The 19,613-nt window shown below is 72.6% G+C and carries 22 protein-coding genes, 1 tRNA gene and 1 riboswitch; of the genes, 4 read left to right on the top strand and 19 right to left on the bottom strand.

Annotated elements, in window-relative coordinates:
- Positions 1 to 16: 16 nt before the first annotated feature.
- The 10 genes from gcvP to ABEA42_RS15285 form a co-directional block, all read right to left on the bottom strand.
- The gene (gene gcvP, locus ABEA42_RS15330; protein ID WP_345504684.1) at positions 17 to 2,923 is read right to left on the bottom strand and encodes an aminomethyl-transferring glycine dehydrogenase; all 2,907 of its coding nucleotides are present in this window, start codon (positions 2,921 to 2,923) and stop codon (positions 17 to 19) included.
- 69 nt (positions 2,924 to 2,992) lie between these two features.
- A riboswitch (glycine riboswitch) is annotated at positions 2,993 to 3,099 on the bottom strand.
- A 95-nt stretch (positions 3,100 to 3,194) separates the two neighbouring features.
- Complete coding sequence (locus ABEA42_RS15325; protein WP_345504683.1) at positions 3,195 to 3,776, bottom strand: MerR family transcriptional regulator; 582 nt, start codon at positions 3,774 to 3,776, stop codon at positions 3,195 to 3,197.
- Between the two features lie 171 nt (positions 3,777 to 3,947).
- Complete coding sequence (locus ABEA42_RS15320) at positions 3,948 to 4,445, bottom strand: bifunctional nuclease family protein (protein WP_345504682.1); 498 nt, start codon at positions 4,443 to 4,445, stop codon at positions 3,948 to 3,950.
- A gap of 19 nt (positions 4,446 to 4,464) precedes the next feature.
- Positions 4,465 to 5,169: a transcriptional regulator FtsR gene (gene ftsR, locus ABEA42_RS15315; protein ID WP_345504680.1), complete on the bottom strand. Its 705-nt coding sequence runs from the start codon at positions 5,167 to 5,169 to the stop codon at positions 4,465 to 4,467.
- Positions 5,170 to 5,207: 38 nt separating this feature from the next.
- On the bottom strand, positions 5,208 to 5,663 hold the full coding sequence (locus ABEA42_RS15310) for an FHA domain-containing protein (RefSeq protein WP_345504679.1): 456 nt from the start codon (positions 5,661 to 5,663) through the stop codon (positions 5,208 to 5,210).
- Positions 5,664 to 5,770: 107 nt separating this feature from the next.
- The gene (gene gcvH / locus ABEA42_RS15305) at positions 5,771 to 6,160 is read right to left on the bottom strand and encodes a glycine cleavage system protein GcvH (protein WP_345504678.1); all 390 of its coding nucleotides are present in this window, start codon (positions 6,158 to 6,160) and stop codon (positions 5,771 to 5,773) included.
- A 60-nt stretch (positions 6,161 to 6,220) separates the two neighbouring features.
- Positions 6,221 to 7,030, bottom strand: a complete 810-nt coding sequence (locus tag ABEA42_RS15300; protein WP_345504677.1) for a DUF881 domain-containing protein — start codon at positions 7,028 to 7,030, stop codon at positions 6,221 to 6,223.
- Complete coding sequence (locus ABEA42_RS15295; RefSeq protein WP_056885089.1) at positions 7,027 to 7,359, bottom strand: small basic family protein; 333 nt, start codon at positions 7,357 to 7,359, stop codon at positions 7,027 to 7,029. The genes ABEA42_RS15300 and ABEA42_RS15295 overlap by 4 nt, the downstream gene beginning before the upstream one ends.
- A 23-nt stretch (positions 7,360 to 7,382) precedes the next feature.
- Positions 7,383 to 8,297: a DUF881 domain-containing protein gene (locus tag ABEA42_RS15290; protein WP_345504674.1), complete on the bottom strand. Its 915-nt coding sequence runs from the start codon at positions 8,295 to 8,297 to the stop codon at positions 7,383 to 7,385.
- Between the two features lie 9 nt (positions 8,298 to 8,306).
- Positions 8,307 to 8,921 carry a CDP-alcohol phosphatidyltransferase family protein gene (locus ABEA42_RS15285; protein ID WP_345504673.1) on the bottom strand — a complete coding sequence of 205 codons (615 nt, stop codon included), beginning with the start codon at positions 8,919 to 8,921 and terminating at the stop codon, positions 8,307 to 8,309.
- A gap of 42 nt (positions 8,922 to 8,963) precedes the next feature.
- On the opposite strand from ABEA42_RS15285, the gene ABEA42_RS15280 reads away from it, so the two are divergent.
- Positions 8,964 to 10,142, top strand: coding sequence for a MalY/PatB family protein (locus ABEA42_RS15280; protein WP_345504672.1), 1,179 nt, complete (start codon positions 8,964 to 8,966; stop codon positions 10,140 to 10,142).
- Here the strand turns inward: ABEA42_RS15280 and ABEA42_RS15275 are convergent.
- Complete coding sequence (locus tag ABEA42_RS15275) at positions 10,139 to 10,582, bottom strand: YdeI/OmpD-associated family protein (RefSeq protein WP_345504670.1); 444 nt, start codon at positions 10,580 to 10,582, stop codon at positions 10,139 to 10,141. The two genes, ABEA42_RS15280 and ABEA42_RS15275, sit on opposite strands and share 4 nt — an antisense overlap.
- A 74-nt stretch (positions 10,583 to 10,656) precedes the next feature.
- On the opposite strand from ABEA42_RS15275, the gene ABEA42_RS15270 reads away from it, so the two are divergent.
- Entirely contained in the window at positions 10,657 to 11,301 is a 645-nt protein-coding gene (locus tag ABEA42_RS15270; protein ID WP_345504669.1) for a DUF2461 domain-containing protein, read from the top strand.
- Between the two features lie 49 nt (positions 11,302 to 11,350).
- Positions 11,351 to 12,118: a class I SAM-dependent methyltransferase gene (locus ABEA42_RS15265; protein ID WP_345504668.1), complete on the top strand. Its 768-nt coding sequence runs from the start codon at positions 11,351 to 11,353 to the stop codon at positions 12,116 to 12,118.
- Between the two features lie 103 nt (positions 12,119 to 12,221).
- Here the strand turns inward: ABEA42_RS15265 and ABEA42_RS15260 are convergent, their stop codons facing one another.
- On the bottom strand, positions 12,222 to 12,683 hold the full coding sequence (locus ABEA42_RS15260; protein WP_345504667.1) for a hypothetical protein: 462 nt from the start codon (positions 12,681 to 12,683) through the stop codon (positions 12,222 to 12,224).
- A 91-nt stretch (positions 12,684 to 12,774) separates the two neighbouring features.
- Here ABEA42_RS15260 and ABEA42_RS15255 point away from each other — a divergent pair, with 91 nt between their 5' ends.
- Positions 12,775 to 13,371, top strand: a complete 597-nt coding sequence (locus tag ABEA42_RS15255; protein ID WP_345504666.1) for a GNAT family N-acetyltransferase — start codon at positions 12,775 to 12,777, stop codon at positions 13,369 to 13,371.
- 219 nt (positions 13,372 to 13,590) lie between these two features.
- Here the strand turns inward: ABEA42_RS15255 and ABEA42_RS15250 are convergent, their stop codons facing one another.
- The 7 genes from ABEA42_RS15250 to ABEA42_RS15220 form a co-directional block, all read right to left on the bottom strand.
- Positions 13,591 to 14,715: a DNA glycosylase AlkZ-like family protein gene (locus tag ABEA42_RS15250; protein WP_345504664.1), complete on the bottom strand. Its 1,125-nt coding sequence runs from the start codon at positions 14,713 to 14,715 to the stop codon at positions 13,591 to 13,593.
- A gap of 57 nt (positions 14,716 to 14,772) precedes the next feature.
- The gene (locus ABEA42_RS15245; protein WP_345504663.1) at positions 14,773 to 15,141 is read right to left on the bottom strand and encodes a hypothetical protein; all 369 of its coding nucleotides are present in this window, start codon (positions 15,139 to 15,141) and stop codon (positions 14,773 to 14,775) included.
- A gap of 113 nt (positions 15,142 to 15,254) precedes the next feature.
- A tRNA-Pro gene (locus ABEA42_RS15240) sits at positions 15,255 to 15,328 on the bottom strand.
- Positions 15,329 to 15,451: 123 nt separating this feature from the next.
- Positions 15,452 to 16,909, bottom strand: coding sequence for a ribosome biogenesis GTPase Der (gene der, locus ABEA42_RS15235; RefSeq protein WP_345504661.1), 1,458 nt, complete (start codon positions 16,907 to 16,909; stop codon positions 15,452 to 15,454).
- 133 nt (positions 16,910 to 17,042) lie between these two features.
- A complete protein-coding gene (locus ABEA42_RS15230; RefSeq protein ID WP_345504660.1) occupies positions 17,043 to 17,765 on the bottom strand; it encodes a lysophospholipid acyltransferase family protein in 723 nt (240 codons plus the stop codon).
- Positions 17,762 to 18,466, bottom strand: a complete 705-nt coding sequence (cmk, locus tag ABEA42_RS15225) for a (d)CMP kinase (RefSeq protein ID WP_345504659.1) — start codon at positions 18,464 to 18,466, stop codon at positions 17,762 to 17,764. The genes ABEA42_RS15230 and cmk overlap by 4 nt, the downstream gene beginning before the upstream one ends.
- Before the next feature lie 44 nt (positions 18,467 to 18,510).
- Positions 18,511 to 19,593 (bottom strand): prephenate dehydrogenase, encoded by a 1,083-nt coding sequence (locus ABEA42_RS15220; protein ID WP_345504657.1) that lies wholly within the window; start codon positions 19,591 to 19,593, stop codon positions 18,511 to 18,513.
- Positions 19,594 to 19,613: the final 20 nt, after the last annotated feature.

The raw sequence follows: 19,613 nt of genomic DNA, 5'->3' as shown, positions 1-19,613 counted from the left end.
AGTCGTCGGTCAGGCCTCAGCCCTCGAACGCCTCCGGCGGCGGGCAGCTGCAGACCAGGTGGCGGTCGCCGTACGCGCCGTCGATGCGCGCCACCGGCGGCCAGTACTTGTCGGCAGCGTTGACGCCCACCGGGAAGGCCGCCTCGGACCGCTCGTAGGGGTACTCCCACTTGCCGGCCAGGGCCTTGGCGGTGTGCGGGGCGTTGCGGAGCATGCTGTCGGCGACGGCCACGTCCCCCGACTCCACGGCGGCGATCTCGTGGCGGATCGCGACCATCGCGTCGCAGAAGCGGTCGATCTCGTAGCGGTCCTCGCTCTCGGTCGGCTCGACCATGAGGGTGCCGGCCACCGGGAACGACATGGTGGGCGCGTGGAAGCCGTAGTCGACGAGCCGCTTGGCCACGTCGTCGACGGTGACGCCGCTGCGCTTGGTGAGGTCGCGCAGGTCGAGGATGCACTCGTGGGCCACGATGCCGTCGTGGCCGGAGTAGAGCACCGGGTAGTGCTCGCGCAGCCGCGTGGCGATGTAGTTGGCGTTGAGGATCGCGACCTGCGTGGCGCGGGTCAGGCCGGCGCCGCCCATGAGCCGGACGTACGCCCACGAGATCGGCAGGATGCTCGCCGAGCCGAACGGCGCGGCCGAGATCGGGCCGACACCCGTCTGCGGACCCGCCTCAGCCGAGAGCGGGTGGTTGGGCAGGTGCGCCGCCAGGTGCTCACGGACCGCCACGGGTCCCACACCGGGGCCGCCACCGCCGTGCGGGATGCAGAAGGTCTTGTGCAGGTTGAGGTGCGAGACGTCCGCGCCGAACTTGCCGGGCCGGGCGAGGCCGACCAGGGCGTTGAGGTTGGCCCCGTCGACGTAGACCTGGCCGCCGGCGTCGTGGACGAGACCGCACAGCTCGGTGATGGTGTCCTCGAAGACCCCGTGGGTCGAGGGGTAGGTGACCATGATCGCCGCGAGCTCGTCGCGGTGCTGCTCGACCTTGGCCCGCAGGTCGTCCATGTCGATGTCGCCACCGGCGGCGGTCTTGACGACGACGACCTTCATCCCGGCCATGACGGCGCTGGCGGCGTTGGTGCCGTGCGCGCTGGCGGGGATGAGGCAGATCCGGCGCTGCGACTGGCCGTTCGCCTCGTGGTAGGCGTGGATCGCCAGCAGGCCGGCGAACTCGCCCTGGGACCCGGCGTTGGGCTGGAGCGACACCGCGTCGTACCCGGTGATCTCGCACAGCCACGCGGAGAGGTCGCTGATGAGCGAGCGGATCCCCTCGGTCTGGTGGGCCGGGGCGAACGGGTGCAGGTGGGCGAACTCGGGCCAGGTGACCGCGACCATCTCGGTCGTCGCGTTGAGCTTCATCGTGCAGGAGCCCAGCGGGATCATGCCGCGGTCGAGCGCGAAGTCGCGGTCGGAGAGCCGGCGCAGGTAGCGCAGCATCGAGGTCTCGCTGCGGTGGCTGTGGAACACGGGGTGGGTCAGGAACTCGCTGGTGCGCACCAGCTCGGTCGGCCACTGCACGTCCTCGATCGGCACCGAGGTGCTCCCGCTGACGCCGAAGGTGGACCAGACGGCGTCGAGGTGGCGCAGGTCCGTGGTCTCGTCGACGCTCACCGATACCCGGTCGGCGTCGACGCGCCAGACGTTGACCCCGCGCTGGGCCGCCTCGGCCACGACCTCGTCGGCACGCCCCTCGACGCGCACGGTGAGCGTGTCGAAGTAGCTCTCGTTGAGGACCTCGACACCTCCGGCGGACAGCCCGTCGGCGAGGGCACGGGCGTGGCCGTGCACGCGCCGGGCGATCGCGGTGAGCCCGTCCGGACCGTGGTAGACGGCGTACATCGACGCCATGACGGCCAGCAGGACCTGGGCGGTGCAGATGTTGGACGTCGCCTTCTCGCGACGGATGTGCTGCTCGCGGGTCTGCAGGGCGAGGCGGTACGCGGGCGCGCCCTCGGTGTCGACGCTCACGCCCACGAGGCGGCCGGGCAGCGACCGCTCGAGGCCGGCGCGCACGCTCATGTACCCGGCGTGCGGACCGCCGAAGCCCATCGGCACACCGAAGCGCTGGGAGGTGCCCACCGCGACGTCGGCGCCCCACTCCCCCGGCGCGGTGGCCAGGGTCAGGGCGAGCAGGTCAGCTGCGGCGGTGACCAGCGCACCGACCTCGTGGGCCGCGGCAGCGACCGCCCGCCAGTCGCGGACCTCGCCGTCGGCGCCGGGGTACTGCACGATGACGCCGAAGACGTCACGGTCGCCGGCTGCGGCACGCAGCGACGTGGCCGAGCCGACGGAGGTGAGGTCGGCGACCACCACGTCGATGCCCAGCGGCAGCGCGCGGGTCTGCATGACCGCCTTGGTCTGCGGGAAGAGGTGCTCGTCGACGAGCAGCACCGCTCCTGCGGGGACCTTGCTCGCCCGGCGCATGAGCGTCATCGCCTCGGCCGCGGCCGTCCCCTCGTCGAGGAGCGAGGCGCCCGAGGTGGCGAGGCCGGTCAGGTCGCTCACGACCGTCTGGAAGTTGATGAGGGCCTCGAGGCGGCCCTGGGAGATCTCCGGCTGGTACGGGGTGTACGCGGTGTACCAGGCCGGGTTCTCCAGCACGTTGCGCTGGATCACGGCCGGGGTGATGGTGCCGTAGTAGCCCAGCCCGATCATCGAGGTCATCACCTGGTTGCGGCGCGCCAGGGCCCGCAGCTCCTCGACGACGGCCGACTCCGACGCCGCGGGCTCGACGCGCAGCGGCCCGTCGGTGCGGATCGCCCCGGGCAGCGCGGCGTCGACCAGGGACTCGAGGCTCTCGTGGCCGACGACCTGGAGCATGGCTTCGACGTCGCCCTGCGAGGGCCCGATGTGGCGACCCGCGAACGCGGGGAGGTCGTGGGCACCGGTGGTGGACGTCGTGCTGGCGTGCTGGGCGGACATGAGGCTCCTGAGGCTCGGGTTGCTCGGATCGCCTCCCCATCTGTCACGGCGCAGCCGCTCCAGAGGTGCCTGTCCCGCGCAGTCCTGGCGCCTGAGAGGTTCCGGGGAGTTTGCCCCTTCGGCGCCCCGCCACGCGTCACGGTGGACGCACGCGGGGACTCTCCCGCACGGGATGTTCAGCAGTGCCAATCTACAGCACGGGCCGCCGCTCCCGAAGGAGCGACGGCCCGTGCCGACGTGGGCGGGCGCCCGTGGGGACGCCGGTGGGCGGTCAGGCCAGGCGCGCCTGGCGCCGCATGCGCAGCTCGTCGCCAGGGTGGTCGGCCGGGGCCTCGTCCTCGGTGCGCTCGCTGGGCAGCTCGGCGAGCTCGCCCTCGACCTCTCGCCAGACGCGGCCGACCGCGATGCCGAAGACTCCCTGTCCGCCCTGGACGAGGTCGATGACCTCGTCGGCCGAGGTGCACTCGTAGACCGAGGCGCCGTCGCTCATGAGGGTGATCTGGGCCAGGTCCTCGACCCCGCGCTCACGCAGGTGGGTGATGGCGACGCGGATCTGCTGGAGGGACACCCCGGTGTCGAGCAGCCGCTTGACGACCTTGAGGACCAGGATGTCGCGAAAGCCGTAGAGCCGCTGCGTGCCCGAGCCCGTGGCTCCCCGGACGGACGGCTCGACGAGCCCGGTGCGGGCCCAGTAGTCGAGCTGGCGGTAGGTGATGCCGGCGGCCTTGCACGCGGTGGGACCGCGGTAGCCGGTGTCCTCACGCAGCTCGGGAAGGTCGTCGGTGAACAGCAGCCCCTGTGCCGCGGCGGGCACACTCGTGTGGCCGTGGCCAGCCTCACTGGTCGTGTTCACGACGCTCACCTCCTGGTGTAACTACATGGGTCGCATTTCCGGTCTTGGCCTGAAGGTACGGCCGCGCAGAAGTCGACGTCAACCACCACTGCACTGTGGCGTTTCGGCGTGTCGCGCCGATCCGCCGAACCATCAACCTCAGGTCGAGGTGAAGTGTCCGAGCGTGGAAAGCTACTGCTCAGGGCCGGTTTCACCCGGTTTGGTCTCGAAGTCCTCGGCCGACACGTGGTCGAGGAACTCGCGGAACCGCTCCACCTCGTCGTCCTTGTCCTCCTCCCCCGTCATGGCCACGCCGGCCTCGTCGAGCAGGGACTCGCCCGCGACGATCGTCGTGCCCGTGCGCAGCGCCAGGGCGATCGCGTCCGAGGACCGCGAGGAGATCTCGGTCTTCCCGTCGAGCACGAGGGCGGCGTGGAAGACCCCGTCGCGCAGCTCGACGATCCGCACCTGCGTCAGCTTGTGGCCCAGGCCCTCGATGACGTTCTTCATCAGGTCGTGGGTGAGCGGGCGCGGAGGCTCGATGCCCTGCTGGGCGTAGGCGATGGCCGTCGCCTCGGCCGCGCCGATCCAGATGGGCAGGTAGCGGTCGCCGTCGCGCTCGCGCAACAGGACGATGGGGTGGTTGGTGGGCATCTCGACCCGGACTCCGAGGACCTCGAGCTCCTTCACCGTTCCACCGTACCCCGGTTCAGCCGCGGTGCAGTCCGTCCCTGACCAGCGCCGTGTGCAGGGCGATGCAGAGCCTGAGCACCTCCGGCGTCGGGTCCGCCTGCGCACCGGTCCGGCCGGCCTTGCCGGAGGCTGCCCGGTGGGGTGTCACCACCTGCTGGACCAGCCCGATCTCCCGGTCGGCGGCGGTGCGGAAGGGCCGCAGGTGGCGCGGCTCCACGCCGTACGCGGCCAGCGCGGCAGCGCTGTGGGCGATGCCCAGCGCCGCGTCGCCGTAGTGGCCGCTGTCGTCGGGGCGCACCAGCCCGAACGTCTCCAGCGAGTCCATCGTCGCCTCGTCGAGCCCGGCGGCCTGGACCAGCTCGGCCCGGGTCAGCCGCAGCGTCCCGGGGGCGGTGAGGGCCTGCGCGGTGGGCACGTCCGGGTCGGCCGCCGGCTGCGGCACGGACGGCCGCGGCATACCCGTGGACCCCGCCCGCTCCGGGGTCAGGCCACGGTCGAGGGCGTCGAGTGCGTCGCGGATGACCTTGAGCGGCCAGAAGTGGTCGCGCTGGGCGGTGAGGATGTAGCGCAGCCGCTCGACGTCGGCGGCCGCGTAGGTGCGGTAGCCGGAGCCGGTGCGCGCCGGGGTGACCAGGCCCTCGGTCTCGAGGAAGCGGATCTTGGAGATCGTGATGTCGGGGAAGTCCTCACGCAGGGCCGCGAGCACCGCCCCGATCGTCATGGACTGACGTGGGCCGCGAGGAGTCACAGCGGCCTTGGTCAGGCCCTGCCGGCGTAGAAGACGAGGCGGAACTTGCCGATCTGGACCTCGTCGCCGGTGTGCAGCGTCGCCTCGTCGATCCGCTCGCGGTTGACGTAGGTGCCGTTGAGCGAGCCCACGTCACGGACCACGAAGGTGTCGCCCTCACGACGGAAGTTGGCGTGCTTGCGCGAGACCGTCACGTCGTCGAGGAAGATGTCGCTGTCGGGGTGGCGGCCGGAGTTGACCTCGTCGTCGTCGAGCAGGAAGCGCGCTCCGGTGTTGGGGCCGCGCAGCACGACGAGCAGGGCCGTGCCGGGGCGCAGCGCGTCGACGGTGGCCTGGTCGGCCTTGCTGAGGGACACCTCGGTCTCGGCGCTGGTGTCGACCTGCTCGAGGTCGGAGATCCCGGGGAGCCGCATGGTCGTCGGCTCGTGAGCGTGCGACGCCTGCTCGTCCATCTCGCTGCCGTTCATGGATGCTGCGCTCCTCTGTCGTCGTCAGTCCCCTCTAGCAAAGCACACACCCTAGGCGACGCCGCCACGCCAGCGCAGCGGAATCTGCCAAGGGGTCGCAGCGGCGCTCAGCCGAGCTGCGCCTGGTACGCAGCGGGGTCCATCAGGGCCGCGACGGCGCCCTCGTCGGAAGGCCGCAGCTCGTACATCCAGCCCTCGCCGTAGGGGTCGGTGTTGACCAGCTCGGGGGTGGCGTCGAGCGACCCGTTGACGGCGGTGACCTCACCGTCGAGGGGGGCGTAGAGGTCGCTGACCGACTTGGTCGACTCGACCTCGCCGCAGGCGTCACCGGTGGCGACGGTGTCACCGACGGTGGGGAGGCTGACGTAGACGACGTCGCCGAGGGCGTCCTGGGCGAACGCCGTGATACCGATCCGGACCGTCCCGTCCTCGCCGGAGCGTACCCACTCGTGCTCGGCGGTGTAACGCAGGTCCTGGGGGTACTCCAGCTCGCTCATGGTGCTCCTTGGGGCGCGGGGTGGCGGGTGGTTCAGGTGGCCGGGGGTCCGGTGCTCGCGCTACTTCGACGGCGCCGGGACGGGCCGAGCGTAACGAGGCGGTTGAAGGCTGTGCAACGCGGTGATGTCGATGGTGTCGGCCTGCCGCACGGTGGGCGTCGCGCCGTCGCCCCGGACGGACTCGGTGACCCCTCCGGGGATGTCCATCGCGGAGGCCATGGTCGCGGGGTCACCGATGGCCTTGATCGAGTAGGGCGGCGCCACCCGCTCGCCGCTGATCTGGATGGCGCCGTCGACGTCGGCGAACCAGGTGCTCGCCACGACGCGCACGTCACCGATCTGCACCGCCTCGGCCCCGGCGTCGCGGAGCTCCTGCAGGGCGTCGAGCAGCCGGGCCGAGGTGACCTTGTGGTCGGGGTCGTTGATGGTGACGACGATCCCGGGGCCGGTGGCGGGCGTCGTCCCCGTGAGGATGCCCAGGGTGTCGAGGCGGTCCTGCGCCGACTTGAGCGCCTCCGAGCTGGAGCTCGCGCCCGACAGCAGGTTGTCGCGGCTGCTCTCCAGCTCGCGGGTGTCGGTGGCGAGGCGCCCCTGCTCCTGGTTGACGTCGTCGAGGATGCGCACGAGCTCGTCCTCGCGCAGCTGCTCGAGCCCGCTCTGGTCGGTCTGCTGCACCTGGGTGGCGATGGCGAAGCCGAGTGCGATCGCGAGCAGGGCCGCGAAGGCGTTGGCGCGGGTGGCCCGCGGCCGCGCCATGCGCAGGAGGGTCACCCACGAGCTCGGGGCGTCGCCGCCCCGGGCGCCGCCGCCGGCGTCCGGGCCGTGACCCGGTCCGGGTCGGCCCGCTGGGGTGGGAGGGGTGGCGCTCATGCCCGGAACAGGTGGCGGCGGATCGAGGCGACGTTGGAGAAGATGCGGACCCCGAGGACCACGACGACCCCGGTCGACAGCTGGGAGCCGACACCGAGCTGGTCGCCGAGGAAGACGATGAACGCCGCGACGACGACGTTGGCGAGGAAGGAGACGACGAAGACCTTGTCGTTGAAGATGCCGTCGAGCACCGCCCGCACCGCGCCGAAGACGGCGTCGAGGGCCGCGATGACGGCGATGGGCAGGTAGGGCTGGAGGACGAGCGGCACGTCCGGGCCCCAGAGGAGCCCGATGAGCACTCCGCCGATGAGGCCAAGCAGGGGTATCACGGTGTGTTCTCCGAGGTCGGCGACTAGGGGGTGGCGGTCGAGCTGGGGTCGGGCCTGGGGACGGTGGCCGCCCGTACGGTGAGCGAGGTGGCGGCCGGGACGGTGAGCTTGCTGGCGGCGTCAATGGAAACACGGATGCCGTAGTTGTCCTTGAGGGCGCGCGCGTAGGCGCCACCGGCGCTGTCGGCGAACTCGACCTGCAGGTTGTCCGGGTCGCCCAGCACGGTGATCGTGTAGGGCCGGGCCAGCGGACGGTAGTTGACCAGGATCGCCTCACCGGCGAAGCGGATGGCCGAACGCGACGTGAGGCGCTGGCCGTTGACGGAGATGGCTTCGGCCCCTGCCTGCCACAGGCCGTTGACGACGACCTGCATGTCCTTGGAGAAGACCTTGCCCTCGTCGTTGCCGGCGTCGGTGCGTGGGTTGCCGTCGGCGCTGTTCTTGTCGGCGCCCGGGGCGTTGTCGAGGACGACGACGATGCCCTTGCCCGTGAGGGCCTGTGCCCCGGAGGCGGCGTCGAGGGCCTCCAGCCTGCTCTGCAGGGACGTCGAGCTCTGGGCGAGCGCCTGGCCGCGCAGCTGCTCGACCTGCGCCTGCAGGGTGCGCAGCGACGCCTCCTGCCGGTCGACGGCCTTGCGGCGCGACTCCACCTGGGCGACGAGCTGGGCCTTGGCCTTGGCAGCCGAGGTCGACGGGGCCCGCAGGGCGATCGCCCCCATGGTGAGCAGGAGGCCCGCCACCACCGCGGCCACGGCGACCGTCGCGGTCCGCGTGCCGGTGCTCGCCGGGAGGCCCTCGGCGACGCGGCGCTCGGCCGCGGCTGCGTACCCGGGGTCGAGGGGGCGCTCCATCATCGAGGTGAGCAGCGTCATCGACTCGTCCGGCCGGCGACCCGTGGGCGTCGTCGGCGGGCTGTCGCGGTGCGAGGTGGGGGTCACGGGCACACCTCAGCGGGCGGTGGCCGTGCGCAGGGCCACCACCTGCCGCGCCTGGACGATGTACATGACGCCGGCCACCCAGTACAGGACCGTCCCCCACCAGGCGAACGCCCAGCCGATGGGCAGCGCCCACTCGGCGAACCCGCTGGTCCCCTGCCCGAGCAGCAGCAGGGGGAACGCGTAGAGGAGGTTGAAGGTGGCGGCCTTGCCGACGAAGTGCACGGGCAGGCCGACCTGGCCGTGGCGCTTGACCCACCACAGCACGGCGGCCAGCAGGACCTCGCGGCCGACCAGCGCCCAGACGAGCCACCACGGGATGATGTCCCGCCAGGCGAGCCCGAACAGCGTCGTCGCGATGTAGAGGCGGTCGGCGAACGGGTCGAGGAGCTGGCCGAGGCGCGACTCCAGTCCGAAGCGACGGGCGATCTTGCCGTCGAGGTAGTCGCTGAGCCCGGACAGCATGAGGGTCACCAGGGCGATCGCGTCGTGCTCGGCGAGGATGGCCCAGAGGAACACCGGGACCCCGAGCAGCCGCAGCACGGAGAGCACGTTGGGCACCGTGAGCACGCGGTCGGAGACCACGGCCACGCCCGTACCCGTCCCCCGGTCCTCCTCGGCTGCCACGCCCGCAGCCTAACGGGCGTTGCAGCCGTAGAGTTCGCAGGCATGGACGACCCGCTGGACAACCCACTCGGCAACCCGCTGGACGGACCGGGTCTGGAGGCGTTGCACGGGCGTCGCAGCGTGAAGTGGCAGCTGTACGGCCCGGATGTGCTCCCCCTCTGGGTCGCCGAGATGGACGTCGTCCCCGCCGAGCCGGTGCAGCGGGCAGTGGTCGAGGCGGTGCGTGCCGGCGACACGGGCTACCCCTGGGCGCCCGACTACACCGAGGCGCTCGCGTCGTTCGCGAGCCGCCGCTGGGGGTGGCAGCCCGACCCCGCGACCATGTCGCTGGTCCCGGACGTGATGCTCGGGGTGGTCGAGGTGCTCAAGCTGCTGACCTCCCCCGGCGACGCCGTGGTCGTCAGCTCGCCCGTCTACCCGCCGTTCTTCCAGTTCGTCCAGAGCCTGGGGCGACGCGTCGTCGAGGCTCCCCTGACGGCCGAGGGACGCCTCGACCCCGCGACGCTCGAGGACGCCTTCGCCATGGCGACCCGTGGAGCGGGCCGCGCGGCGTACCTGCTGTGCAACCCCCAGAACCCGACGGGTGCCGTGCACACCGCCGCCGAGCTCACCGCCGCGCTCGAGGTCGCCAGCGCGTTCGGGGTGCGCGTCGTTGCCGACGAGATCCACGCGCCGCTGGCCCACCCGGGCGTGCGGTTCACCCCGGTGGCGTCGCTGCCGGCCGGTTCGGGCGCGGTGTCGCTGATGTCGGCGTCCAAGGCCTTCAACCTCGCCGGCCTCAAGGCGGCCGTCGCCGTCCCCGGCCCGGACGCCGTCGACGACCTCGCCCGGATCCCCGAGGAGGTCTCGCACGGCGCGTCGCACCTCGGGGTGATCGCCCACCGCGCGGCCTACCTCGACGGCGGGGCCTGGCTCGACGCGCTGCTCGACGGGCTCGCTGCCAACCGCCGCCTGCTCGGCGAGCTGCTGGCAGAACAGCTGCCCGACGTCCGCTACCGGGAGCCGGAGGGCACCTTCCTCGCGTGGCTGGACTTCTCGGCCTACGACCTCGGGGCGGACCCCGCCGCCACCCTCCGCGAGCGCGCCAAGGTCGCCCTGCACCCGGGGCCGGGCTTCGGTCACGGGGGTACGGGGCACGCCCGGCTCAACTTCGGGACCTCCCCCGCCATCCTGCGCGAGGCGGTGGGCCGCATCGCCGCAGCGGTGCAGCCCCGGTCCTAGGCCTTGGCGCGCAACGCCTCCAGCGTCTTGGCGACCCGCCGTGCGCGGGTCTCGGCGGCCTTGGCCCCCTCGACCGCGAGGGCGTGCTGCCGCTGGTGGGAGTAGGACAGCGCCTCCCAGGCCCTGGCCGCGACCGGGTCGGCGGCGAGCGCCTCGGCGAGCTCCGGCGGCACCTCGACGACGCGCGGCGCGGTGTCCAGCTCGAGCTCGACCTCGTAGGTCTGCCCACCCTCGGCACCGGTCAGGGCGCGGTTCTCGGCGCTGACACCGACCCAGCTGCTGCCACCCATCGGTGCGACGCTGCTGCGGTAGCTGACGCCGTTGACGGTCACGGTCACCCGGGGGCGCTTCCCGCCGCCGAGGGCCTCGACGACCTCCGGTGGCACCTCGAAGCCGGTCGTCGTGCCACCGGTGCGCTGGAGCTCGGCCGTGAACCTCATGGCGCGAGTATGCCGCCGCGACGGCGCGGTCGGGCGCGAACGGCGCAGGCTGCCCGACGTGGCACAGTGGCCCGATGGCCGACCCTGCGTTCACAGGCTTCCCCGTGTGGGGCGTCGAGTTCTACCAGGACCTCGAGGAGGACAACACCCGCGAGTTCTGGGCCGAGCACAAGGAGAGGTGGCAGCGCGACGTCCGCGACCCGATGCGCGCGCTCGTCGAGGAGCTGTCCGACGAGTTCGGGCCGGGCAAGCTGTTCCGCCCCAACCGCAACCTGCGGTTCAGCGCGGACAAGTCGCCGTACAAGACGCACCAGGCCGCCCTCACGGGGCGCGAGAAGGGCGCGGGCTGGTACCTCCAGCTCGGCGGTGACGGCCTCGTCGTCGGTGGCGGCTTCCGGGCCCACTCCCCCGCCGAGACGGCCCGCTACCGCGCCGCCGTCGACTCCAGCGTCTCCGGGCCGGCCCTCGAACGCATCGTCGCCGACCTGCTGACGGCCGGGTTCTCCCTCGAGGGCGCAGCCCTCAGGACCCGGCCCAAGGGGTACGACGCCGACCACCCGCGGCTGGAGCTGTTGCGGCGCAAGGAGATGATGGCGCTGCGCCGCGTGGGCACCCCCGACTGGCTGTCCACGCCCCGCGCCGCCGACGAGGTCCGGGACGCGTGGCGCAGGGTGCGTCCGCTCACGGAGTGGGTGCTGGAGCACGTCGCCGTCGACTGACCTGCGCCTGAGCCTGTTCGCGCGACGGGCGGAGTCCTACAGTCCGAGCATGAGCTTCCTCGTCCCGGCACAGGCGTACGGCAGGTTCATGGGTCGCTTCTCCGAGCCCCTCGCCGACCAGTTCGTCGGCGTGGCCCGGCTCGGGGACGGCCAGCGGGCGCTCGACGTCGGCTGCGGTCCGGGAGCGCTGACCGCCCGGCTCGTCGACGTGGTCGGCGCCGGCTCGGTGACGGCGGTGGACCCGTCGGAGCCCTTCGTGGAGGCGGCTCGGGCGCGCTTCCCCGGGGTGGAGGTGAGGGTGGCTGCGGCCGAGGACCTGCCCTTCGCCGACGCGACGTTCGACGCGAGCCTGGCGCAGCTGGTCGTGCACTTCATGCGCGACCCCGTCGCAGGGCTGCGGGAGATGGCCCGGGTGACCCGCCCGGGAGGCACCGTGGCTGCGGCGGTGTGGAACCACGCCTCAGGAACCGGTCCACTGTCGCTGTTCTGGGAGGCCGTGCGGGCCGTCGACCCGCAGGAGGAGGGCGAGAGCGACTACGCCGGGGTGAAGGAGGGCGACCTCGCACGGCTCTTCGGCGCGGCCGGCCTGACGGACAGCGAGGAGTCGGTGCTCACCGTCCGCGTGCCCTTCGAGTCGTTCGAGCAGTGGTGGGAGCCCTACCTGCTCGGCGTCGGGCCGGCGGGGGTGTACGTGGCCGGGCTGGACGACGAGCGCCGCGAGGCGTTGCTGGCCGAGTGCCGTCGGCGGGTGCCGGACGGGCCCTTCGAGGTGGCCGCCTCGTCGTGGTGCGTCAGCGCCACGGTGCCCGGCGGCTGAGTACCAGCGCGTGGGTGCGGACGGCTGACTACCAGCGCGTGGGAACCGGCGGCTGGGTACCGGCGCCGCTCCGTGGCCCGCCCCGCGCTCCGTACCCCGGGCCTCAGCCCTCGACGGCCACGCCGGCGATCGGCGTCCCCGGGGGCAGGTCCAGCACCTGCTGGTGGATCTGCCCGCAGATGTTGGTGGCCACGACGAAGTCCTGCACCTCGAGGTTGTCCACCGTCAGCGCTCCCCCGAGCACCGGCGGGTGGACGAAGCTCAAGACCTGGGCCGGCCCTGGCACGATGCCCCGCTCGGCGGCGGCGAGCGCGAGCTCACCCATGAGGAAGCGGTCCTGGCCGTCCTGCGAGAGCAGGCTCGCCTCGACCGCGTCCCGGTCCGCCCACGGGGTGGTGAGGACGCCCTCGACGGTGTCGAGGAACGCGAAGCCGTCCGGGACCTGGAGGATGACGTCGCCGAAGAGCGTCGCCATGACCGGCGTCGCGGCGGTGAGGTCGAGCCAGTCCCAGGACTCGAGGGCGCCGGCGTACTCCTCGGCGCTGAACGCCTTCGTCAGGTCCACGCGGTGATTGAACCACGCAGTCCGCGGCCATGGGCCCGGAAGCTGCGGGAACCGGACGCCGATCGTCCGCAGTCCGTCCTACCGTGGGGCGATGGGGACGACCACGGTGGTACCCGGCGAGCTCACGGTCAGGGCGCTCACCCCTGAGACCTGGGACGCCTTCGCCGACCTGGCGGAGCGGCACAACGGTGTGTGGAACGGCTGCTGGTGCACGTGGTTCCATCCTCCCTGCGCGGAGCGGGGCCAGACGGCGGAGGGCAACCGGGCGCTGAAGGAGCGCTGGGTGCACGAGGGGCTCGCCCACGCCGCGCTGGTCCTCGACGGTGACGTCGCGGTCGGCTGGTGCGAGTACGGCACCCCCGAGGAGCTCCCACGGATCAACCACCGCAAGGAGTACGAGGCGGGGATGGGCCAGCCGCCCGACTACCGGGTCACGTGCTTCTTCGTCGACCGCAGGTACCGGCGCCAAGGGGTGTCCGCCGTCGCCCTGCGCGGAGCCCTCGACCTCATCGCCCGAGCCGGGGGCGGGGTCGTGGAGGGGTACCCCCAGGACACCGAGGGAGCCAAGGTCACCGCGTCGTTCCTCTACAACGGCACCCGCAGCCTGTTCGAACAGGCAGGGTTCACCTACTCGCGCCCCAAGGGCATGAAGCACTGCGTGATGACGACGACGGTGGCGCCCGCGTAGTCGCGACCCACCGCGGCACAGGCCGCCACCGGTGGCGGCGCACACGGCGGGGCCCCGGCGGATTCGAGAATCACCGGGGTCCCGTCAGTCAGAGGTGACGAGGTTCTGGCCCTGACAGGACCTGTCGGCTCGCTGCCTCGTCGGGGCGGTCACCGTGGGTCTCCCCGCGGTCACGAGCTGCCTGTCCTGCCAACCCACCTCCGTTACCGAAGGCGTAACTCAGGTATCCCGCACCCGGGATACCTGCGCCAGGGACCTTCGTCCCAGCATCACCGAGATCCGGGTGACCTCCTGCTCGAGCGCCTGTCGGGGCACGTCGTCATCGAGTCCCGAGACCACGACCTCGCCGCCTCGCACCCTCCACGTGGCGCGGACGACGCCGCCGACGATGACCGGGTTCGCCTTGCGGGTCACCAGCTCCCTCCTGGAGGCAGGAGTGACCTGCTCGTCCTTGGTCCCGGGGCCCATCACCCACTGGTCGTGCCCGGGCAGCAGTCGCACCTCCCGCGACGGCTGCGTCGCGACGAGGTCCTCCACGTCCGCCTCCAGGACCAGCGCCGTGGTCCCCTGGACGTCCACCGGCACGAGCCGCTCCCGCAGTGAGTCCAGCCAGCCGTCGATGCGCCGGCGCCCGGCGCTCAGCCCGTTGCCCAGCCAGTGGTGGACGTGCTCCCTCGTCGCCGGGCCGTACGTGCGCAGGTAGGCCTCGACCGCGTGTCGACCGGCGTCATCGAGGTCCGGGATGCCCGTCCACCGGGGTCCGGCGTCGAGCCGCTGGAAGGTCGGCCTGCCGTCCCTTGGCGGCCCGAACCCCAGGTCGCCCTGCCAGCTCAGTGGCTTGAGCAGGGTGCCCGCGCCCTCGTCGAAGACCGGTCTCAGGTGCCGGTAGGCCTGGCGGCTGGTCACCGCGGCGCCGAGCTCTGCCATGGTCACCGGCCCGTCCGACAGTGCATCTCGCACCACCTCGCGGAACGCCGGCCAGGCCTGCCGCGTGAGCCCGTAGTGGTCGACCCAGCTCTTGCGCTCCCACTGGCGACCGGCCGCCCGCAGTGCCAGGTAGGCACCGCCGTCCTCGGCCGAGAGGTAGTGCACCGCGCCCCGGAACGCGAAGGCCTTGACGACCTCGCCCAGGGCCAGCGCCTCGCCCAGCTCACCGGGGTGGGACCGCGTACGCCGCGTGCGCACGGCCAGCTCGGCCAGGGACTCGTCCATCGCGGGCACTGCCCCGAGTCGCTGGACCACGCCCCCGACGGACAGCCCGCCGACCGGGTCGAGGAGCTGCCGCCCCATCCGCCAGGCCAGAGCCTGTGGCCAGGTGACCGACACCTCCCCCTTCGCACTCACGGGGACAGGCTCGCACCGCCAGTGCGCATCCGGCCAGCCAGCGGCCCGGTGGGGGCGTCAGGTGACCAGGAACGACACGATGTTGATGATGACCATCCACGCCCCGAGGACGGCGCCGATGACCATCGGCAGCAGGGCGACGTGCCGACCCTGCGCGCGGGCCCGGTTGCCGTACCAGACCGCGGCGACGCACGGGACGAGGAACAGGACGATCGCCGGCACGGCCGCGACCAGCATGACCCACAGCGGCTCGGTCGCGTCCTCGGGCTTGTAGCCCAGCAGCGCGTAGAGCCCCTCGCCGACGGCGAAGGCGACCACGAAGGCCACCGGGATGGAGGCGACGGCCACCCAGGCCATCGTGAGGTCGTGGTGCCGGGTGCTGTTGCGGTGCGCTCCCGTCGGTGGGGTGCGGTTGGTCGTGGTCATCACGCGCCTCCCTGTGTGGTGCCAGCGTGGCACCGGAGCCGCAACAGGGGCAGGGACCTTCGGACCGGTATGCAGAAGGGCTCGGTCTGCCGAAGCAGACCGAGCCCTCTCGGTCGGGCTGACAGGATTTGAACCTGCGACCCCTTGACCCCCAGTCAAGTGCGCTACCAAGCTGCGCCACAGCCCGTTCTTGAGTTTTCACCCCGTGCGGGATCGCGCCGAAGCACGTCCGCGGGAGCGAACGAAACCCTAGCGCACGCCATACCGCTGCTTGAAATCGGTATGGCGTGCACCGGCTCCCGCCGGTGGCCTACTTGCGCCGGCGCTTCTCCCGCACGCGCACGGAGACCTCGATCGGCGTGCCCTCGAAGCCGAACTCCTCGCGCAGGCGACGCTCGAGGAACCGCCGGTAGCCGGCCTCGAGGAAGCCGGAGGCGAAGATGACGAACCGCGGCGGACGCGTCGAGGCCTGGGTCGCGAAGAGGATGCGGGGCTGCTTGCCACCGCGGACCGGGTGCGGGTTGGAGGCGACGATCTCGCCGAAGAACGCGTTGAGGCGGCCCGTCGGCACGCGGGTGTCCCACGAGTCGAGCGCCTTCTCCAGCGCCGGCACCAGCTTCTCCACCGCGCGGCCGGTCCTGGCCGAGATGTTGACGCGAGGAGCCCACGGGATCTGCACGAGCTCGCGCTCGATCTCGCGCTCGAGGTAGTAGCGGCGCTCCTCGTCGAGCAGGTCCCACTTGTTGTAGGCGACGACCAGGGCACGGCCCGCGTCGATGACCTGCTGCACGACACGGATGTCCTGCTCGGCGATGGACTGCTCGGCGTCGATGAGGACGACGGCGACCTCCGCCTTCTCCAGCGCGGTCTGGGTGCGCAGCGAAGCGTAGAAGTCGGCGCCGCGGGTCTGGTGCACGCGGCGGCGGATGCCCGCGGTGTCCACGAAGCGCCATGTCTTGCCGCCGAGCTCGATGTACTCGTCGACCGGGTCACGGGTCGTGCCCGCGACGTTGTCGACGACGACCCGGTCCTCGCCGGCGAGCTTGTTGAGCAGGGAGGACTTCCCGACGTTGGGGCGGCCGATCAGCGCCACGCGGCGGGGACCACCCCGCTGGTAGGCCTCGGAGTTGGCGGCGACCGAGGGCAGCACCTCGAGGACGGCGTCGAGCACGTCACCGCTGCCGCGGCCGTGCAGGGCGGACACAGGCCAGGGCTGGCCGAGCCCGAGGTTCCACAGGGCTGCGGCGTCGGCCTCGGTGCGCTGGTCGTCGACCTTGTTGGCGACCAGCACCACGGGCTTGCCGGAGCGGCGCAGCAGCTTGACGACGGCCTCGTCGTCGTCGGTGGCGCCGACCGTCGCGTCGACGACGAACATCACGACGTCGGCGAGGTCGACGGCCACCTCGGCCTGCTCGGCGACCCGCAGGTGGATGCCCGTGGCGTCGATCTCCCAGCCGCCGGTGTCGACCAGGGTGAAGCGGCGCCCGGCCCAGTCGGCGTCGTACGCCACGCGGTCACGGGTCACGCCGGGCACGTCCTCGACGACGGCCTCACGGCGGCCGAGGATGCGGTTGACGAGGGTCGACTTGCCGACGTTGGGGCGGCCGACGACCGCCACCACGGGCAGCGGCCCGCTGCCGACGACGAACCCGTCCTCGTCGACGTCGCCGTCGATGAGCGAGCGGTCCTCGTCGGTGAGGTCGAAGTCCTCCAGCCCCACGCGCAGGGCGCGCTCGACAGTCGAGTCGTCGGTCAGGTGCTCACTCACGAAAAGGTCCTTGCGTCGGTCTGCGGTCCGGCCACGGCGCGCGGTGTCACGCGGGGCCACCGCCCATTGTCGCGTACTTTCGCGCGCGCCCCGGACACGCGGTGCCACACCGCCACTTCGAGCGGTGCTCCGCCTACGACCGGCCGGCCACGCCGTCGTCCTCGGGCAGGGCGACCTGGTGGCGCACCGAGGCGTCGGACACGTGCGTCGCCAGCAGCTCGCGCAGCTGTCCCGTGGCGGTGGCCAGCCGGGCACGACCGGTGAGGTCGGTGCCCGCGGCGAGCCGCACGGGGTGGCCGAACTCGACGACCATGCGGGTGCCGAGCCTCGGCAGCGACCCGGTGGAGGCGCCCGTCGACCGCGTGCCGAGGAACGCGACCGGCACCACCACCGCGCCACCCTGCAGGGCCAGCCAGGCCGCGCCCTGCTGGACCGCGGAGACGTCGCCGCGCCCGCGGGTGCCCTCGGGGAAGATCCCGACGGCACCGCCTGCCCTGAGGATCGCCACGGCCGCGCTCAGCGCGCTGCGGTCACCGGAGTTGCGGGTGACGGGGATGTGGCCGATGAAGGCCAGGAACCACCCCAGCAGCCCGGTGAACAGCTCCCGCTTGACGAGCATGCTCGTGGGCCGCGGTGACAGCGCGGGGAGCATGGGGCCGTCGAGGACGCCCACGTGGTTGCCGACGAACAGCACGGGGCCGTCCTTCGGCACGCGGTCCCGGCCGACGGTGGTGACCCGGTAGAAGAGGCCGAAGAGCACGCGGCCGACGACGATGTTGATGCGCACCCTCCACTGCGGCGGCACCGCCGGCCCCGCCGACGCCGCGGGTGCCGGGTTGGCGGGCGCCGCACTCACACGCCGACCTTGGCCGGTGCCTCCCGGCGCACGACGTCGACGACCGCGGCGACGCTCTGCTCGAGGTCGAGGTCGGAGGTGTCGACGAGGTGCACGCCCTCGGCGGCCTCGGTGAACTCCGACACGGTGGAGTCGTCGGCGTCACGGCGCACGATCTGGTCCCGGGTGGCCTCGACGGCGTGGTCGGCGTCGTGGCCGTGGAGCTCCTTGGACCGGCGCCGCAGCCGCGCCTCGACACTGGCCGTGAGGAGCACCCGCACGTCGGCGTCGGGGGCGACGACCGTGGTGATGTCGCGGCCCTCGGCCACCACTCCCCCGGTCTGCGTGGCGATCCGGTCGATGAGGTCGCGCTGCAGCTGCTGCAGGACCGGCCGGACGCCGGTGTTGGTCGCGACCTTCGAGACGACCTCGCTGACCCGGGTCGTGCGGATGTCGTCCTCGATCTCGCGACCGCTGACCAGCACGCTCGCGTGGGAGGGGTCGGTGCCCATCTCCAGCGGGATGTGGCGGGAGGCCTGCTCGACGGCAGCCTCGTCGTCGAGGTCGACCCCCTCCTCGAGGCACCACCAGGTGACGGCGCGGTACATGGCCCCGGTGTCGAGGTAGCCGATGCCCAGCTGCCGGGCCACCGCCCGCGAGACGCTGGACTTGCCGGACCCCGAGGGCCCGTCGATCGCCACGACGAGGTGCTCACTGCTCATGGGCGACAAGCCTATGGGCAGCACCGACCGTCCCGCGACGCCCGTCAGCCGTGCAGTCGCCAGCCGCGGGACGTGAGCTCGTCGGCGAGCCGCTCCGCCACCGCCGGCAGGACGGACACCTCCGCCAGCCCGAACGGCTGCCCCAGCCCGTGCTCCAGGTGCAGGTCCTCGAGGTTGACACCCGCGTCGCCGACGTCGTGCAGCAGCCGGGCGAGCTCGCCCGGCTCGTCGGGCACCAGCACCACGACGGTCGCGTACGCCGTGGGCGCGGCACCGTGCTTGCCCGGGATGCGGGCGTGGCCGGCGTTGCCCCGGGAGACCACCCGGGCCAGGACCTCCCGGGCGCCGACCCCGTCGCCGTCGGTCAGCGTGTCGAGAGCCGCGATGACCTCGCCGAGCTCGCTGTGCACCTCGGCGAGGACCGCACGGACCGCACCGGCGTTGCCGGCGAGGATCTGGGTCCAGAGCTGGGGGTCGCTGGCGGCGATCCGGGTGACGTCACGGATCCCCTGTCCCGCCAGGGCCACGGCGGGGTCGGACAGCTCACGCAGCCGGCCGGCGACCAGCGAGGACGCGAGCTGGGGCACGTGTGACACCGCGGCCACGGCGGCGTCGTGGTCGGGCGGGCTCATCACGCTGACCGTGCCTCCCGCCGCTGCGGCGAGGGCCCGCACCGTCTCGACGGCGAACGGCGACGACTCGTCGCTCGGCACCACGACCCAGGCCCTGCCGTCGAACAGGTCGCCGCGGGCCGCCACCGCCCCGGAGCGCTCGCGACCGGCCATGGGGTGCGACCCGACGTACCGCGTGAGGTCCCCGCCGAGGGAACGCACCTGGTCGAGGACGGCCACCTTCACGGAGGCCACGTCGGTCACGACGGCCGACGGCCAGCGCCCGAGCTCCTGCGCGACGACCTGACCGGCCACGTCCGGCGGGGCCGCCACCACCACGACGTCGGGGGCGGGGTCGTCGGCGGAGGCCACGGCCCCGGCACCGAGGTCGCGCGCCAGGGCAGTGGCGGTGGGCGACGGGTCGGTCAGCACCACGGCGTACCCGGCGCGGGACAGGGCGATGCCCAGGCTCGTGCCGATGAGGCCGGTGCCGACGATCCGGACGCGAGGGTTCACGACGCGAAGGCTACCGACGA

The organism is Pedococcus ginsenosidimutans, from assembly GCF_039544395.1.
GTDB lineage: Bacteria > Actinomycetota > Actinomycetes > Actinomycetales > Dermatophilaceae > Pedococcus > Pedococcus ginsenosidimutans.
Note: the sequence above shows the minus strand (reverse complement) of the source record. Positions and strands in the feature narration are given on the sequence as shown.